This window comes from Streptosporangium sp. NPDC051023 (assembly GCF_040689595.1).
In the GTDB taxonomy this organism is placed as follows: Bacteria; Actinomycetota; Actinomycetes; order Streptosporangiales; family Streptosporangiaceae; genus Streptosporangium.
The window spans coordinates 1-3,524 of record NZ_JBFBCE010000195.1 but is presented as its reverse complement, the minus strand read 5'-3'; the positions used below and the strand labels follow the sequence as shown (position 1 = coordinate 3,524).

Annotated in this window: 4 protein-coding genes; 3 read left to right on the top strand and 1 reads right to left on the bottom strand. The window is 68.6% G+C overall.

All coding sequences use genetic code 11. The annotated features are described in order from the left end of the window. The first annotated feature begins 376 nt into the window (after nucleotides 1-376). Both AB0395_RS47855 and AB0395_RS47850 read left to right on the top strand, forming a co-directional pair. Entirely contained in the window at nucleotides 377-781 is a 405-nt protein-coding gene (locus AB0395_RS47855) for a type II toxin-antitoxin system PemK/MazF family toxin (RefSeq protein WP_366294953.1), read from the top strand. 281 nt (nucleotides 782-1,062) lie between these two features. Next, on the top strand, nucleotides 1,063-2,004 hold the full coding sequence (locus AB0395_RS47850) for a site-specific integrase (protein WP_366294951.1): 942 nt from the start codon (nucleotides 1,063-1,065) through the stop codon (nucleotides 2,002-2,004). Between the two features lie 134 nt (nucleotides 2,005-2,138). On the opposite strand, the gene AB0395_RS47845 is transcribed toward AB0395_RS47850, so the two are convergent. Beyond that, nucleotides 2,139-2,828, bottom strand: a complete 690-nt coding sequence (locus AB0395_RS47845; RefSeq protein WP_366294948.1) for a nitroreductase — start codon at nucleotides 2,826-2,828, stop codon at nucleotides 2,139-2,141. A 297-nt stretch (nucleotides 2,829-3,125) separates the two neighbouring features. Between AB0395_RS47845 and AB0395_RS47840 the strand changes: the two genes are divergently transcribed. After that, nucleotides 3,126-3,524 (top strand): FAD-dependent oxidoreductase (locus tag AB0395_RS47840; protein WP_366294945.1); only part of this gene is annotated, 399 nt, incomplete at its 3' end.

The following is a 3,524-nucleotide window of genomic DNA, read 5'->3' as shown; positions in this document are numbered from 1 at the left end:
CGTGTCACACGGTTCGTTGGATTTTCCGCTGTTTGCTACGGGGACCCCTACAAACCGTAGACGGCCAGCGGGGCGGCGATGTGTTCGCCGTCGCGATGCACGCCGCTTAGGGGTCTCCCCTGGGCCGCGGCTGACCTGGACGGGGCAGGGAGGCCGTTCATACGCTGAGGGGGAGTGCAGTTGTAGCGGCTATTGTGTGGGTCGGGCCGAGCAACACACGACCAGCGACGACCGAATGGCTGCCATGGCCGACACGTCCTCCCTGAACTCGTAGAACCGACCGAACACGGCACCGCATCGCCGATGCGCGGCGATGTCACCCAAGAGGCATGCCCTGACCGCCGTCCGGGTCTGCCACCCAGTGTCAGGAGGACATGTGCAACGTGGCGAAGTCTGGTGGGTCGCGTTCGACGAGCGGCGGCCGGTCGTCCTGCTGTCGGGAGACGACGCGTCCGGGATCCGGGCGATGCAGGTCGTCGCTCCGGCGGGCGTCGACCTCAGCGGTCTGGGCGTCGAAGTGGCAGTAGGAGCCGGGGAAGGACTGCCCTTTGAAGGCGTGCTGCGGATAGCGTTCCCTCGTCCAGGCATGACTCCTTGCACGTGGCTGACCACGGTGTCCCGGGACGACCTGATCGAGCAAGCGGGCGTCCTGTCCTCCGCGAAACTCAGCGAGATCGAGGATGCCCTCCGCCTCGGGGAGCAGGCGAAGGAGCGGACCCCAGCAACAACCGCGAAACTCAGCGAGATCAGGGACGCCCTCCGTCTCGGCGGACTCAGGTAGACGGAGAAGTGAACCACCTCCTGGACGACCCACTCGCGTGGCCGGCGAGGCACAGCGCATGCTCGCCCCCGACGGGCGCATCGTGCTGATCGGGCAGGACTGGGATACCGTCGTCATCGACGCCGGCCTACCCGGCCATACTCATGTACGTGATAATGATCTATTATCACGTACATGAGCGATCATGGTGGCGCGGCGACCAGGAGAACTCCTCCCCGGGACGGTGCGCGACTCCGGCACGTTATCCGGTACATCGCTCTCGACGGCGTGCGGCGGCCGGCATGAGCACCGCGCCGAAGATCACTGCCCTGCGCGGTGGAGGTGTCAGCCTCGCCGCGGCCGCCGACGCCTTCCTCGCCACCTCGCGCACCGCTAACCCGAACACCCACCGCGCCTACGCCTCGGCAGTCGACCGCGTCATCGCCCTGCTCGGCCGCGACCGGCCGCTGGCCGAAGTCGCTGACGCCGAGATCGGTGCCGCGCTCACCGAGCTGTGGGGGGCGAGCGCGCCAGCGACCTGGAACCGCAACCGCGCCGCCGTCACCTCCTGGCTCATCTGGTGCCAGACCAAGAAGCACTGGGCGGCACCGTCGGTTCCGGCCGATGCCGAACGTCGCGAGGAAACCGCTGACGAGACCCGCGCGGTGGCCAAGACCACGATCCACCGGCTGCTCTCGCGCCGGGATATCCCGCTGCGGGAGAAGACGTTGTGGCGGATGCTCTATGAAACGGCCGCACGGGCAGCGGAAATCCTGGCGCTGAACGTCGAAGACCTCGACCTGGAGCACCGCCGCGCCGCCGTCCGCTCCAAAGGTGGCGCCATCGAATGGGTGTACTGGGACAGCGGCACCGCCCACCTGCTGCCCCGCCTGCTCCGCCTCCCGGACGGCAGTACGCGAACGCACGGCCCGCTGTTTCTGTCCGAACGCCGCCCGGTCCCGGCCCGGCGGCCCGCGGCCGCTGACATCTGCCCGCACACCGGCCGCGCCCGCCTCGGCTACGACCGCGCCCGCGTCCTGCTGGACAAATACGCCGGGCTCGATCTGCACCAGCTGCGCCACAGTGCCGCCACACATCTCGGCGAGGCCGAGGTGCCGCTGCAGCTCATCATGGGCAAGACCCGGCACAAGAACCCGCGGACCGCCATGCGCTACGTCAAGCCTGGTGCTGAAGCCATCGCCAAGGTCACTGAGGTCCTGGCACCCCGTCGACATACCCACTGATCAACAGAGTGGCGGCTGGCCAGAGCCGTAGGAGTTCGGGCCATCACGGATCGCTAACAGGCGAAGAAGCTGCAGGTCGCTACCGCTAATTCCTGCACTCAGCCTCCTCGAAGGCCAAGGGCGGGAGACACCCGTCACTCCGCATGCGATTGCAGTACTGGACCCTCGATGAACGTGACAGTCTCGTCGAGCGGCGCCCGGCCCGTGCGGACGTAATCCACCGTGACGTCCTCGAATCCGATCGACATGCCGCAGAAGAGAATCAGCTCGTCCGGGGGCGACAGGATCTCCGCGACGGTCTTGCGATACACCGACCACGCCATCTGAGGGCAACTGTGCAGCCCTTCGGCGCGCAGCAGCAGCATGACGGTCTGCAGATACATGCCGACGTCGGCCCATTGGGGCCGGCCCAGGTCGCGGTCGATGTAGCAGAACAGGGCCGCGGGCGCGCCGAAAGCCTGCCAATTGTCGGAAGCGGCCCTCTGGCGTGCCTCCCAGTCCTCGCGCGAGACGCCGAGGGCGCTGTAGCGCTCCTTGCCGAAGCGGGATCGGCGCTCACGGTACGGGGACTTCAGTACGGGCGGGTACATCTCGTACTCCCGCTCGTCCCAAGGATCGCCTGCGACCACGCGCTTGCCAGCGCGCTTCTTGAGCTCAGCCAGCGGCCCGCCGGTCAGCACGTAAGTGCGCCACGGCTGGAGGTTCGATCCGGACGGCGCCCAAGCCGCAGCGGACAGCACACGCTCCAGCACCTCCCTCGGGACAGGCCGGTCGGTGAATCCGCGCACCGCCCGTCGACTCGTGACAGCCTCATATACGTCCATGATCGCTACCTCCCTGTCTGCTGAACGTACCCAACCTCGCCACGAGCCTGAACCTTCGTGCTCACCGTGCGCGGCCGCCGCCCTCCTGAGCGCGCAGGCCAGGTCGTGCATCGACGCGTATGAGGTGGTAGTGCTGTCGACGCGTCCGGGGAGGCGGGTGGTGACCTCCTGGATCAGGTACGCGTTGCCATCCGGGTCCTGGAAGGTCGCGAAGGACCCGTAGCTGGCACGATCAGTCGCGAGCCCTCCGGCCTGACCGTCGGGGACCTGGCCGAACTGAGCGCCCGGGGCCTCCGGGTGGAAGACGTCGCTGACGTCGGCGCCGAGGGCCACGAACTGGTCGCGGGCGGCGGCGACGCCGGAGACGACCAGGTAGACGCCTTCGGCGTCGAGGTGAGCGTGATCGAGGCCGCCGGCCGGCTGCTGGCCGTCGAGGAACCGGAGGCCTCCGCGGCGGTGGCGAAGGCGTTCGCCGCGGAAGGCGTCACCGTGCGCACGTCGGCGCGGGCCGAACGGGTCGAGCACGACGGCGACGGCTTCCGGATCAGCCTGGCCGACGGCGTGATCGCGGCCGAGCGCCTGCTGGTCGCGGCCGGTCGCCGCGACATCACCGGCAAGGGCGCGTTCACCCACATGTCGATGTACCAGGCCGACGTGGTGATCCGGGACCTGACCGGCGCCGGCGGCCCGTGGGCG

What these genes read in the sequence shown, in the direction of transcription:
- AB0395_RS47850 (WP_366294951.1), top strand. Translation starts at nt 1,063, where the DNA reads ATGAGCACCGCGCCGAAGATCACTGCCCTGCGCGGTGGAGGTGTCAGC.
- AB0395_RS47845 (WP_366294948.1), bottom strand. Translation starts at nt 2,828, where the DNA reads ATGGACGTATATGAGGCTGTCACGAGTCGACGGGCGGTGCGCGGATTC.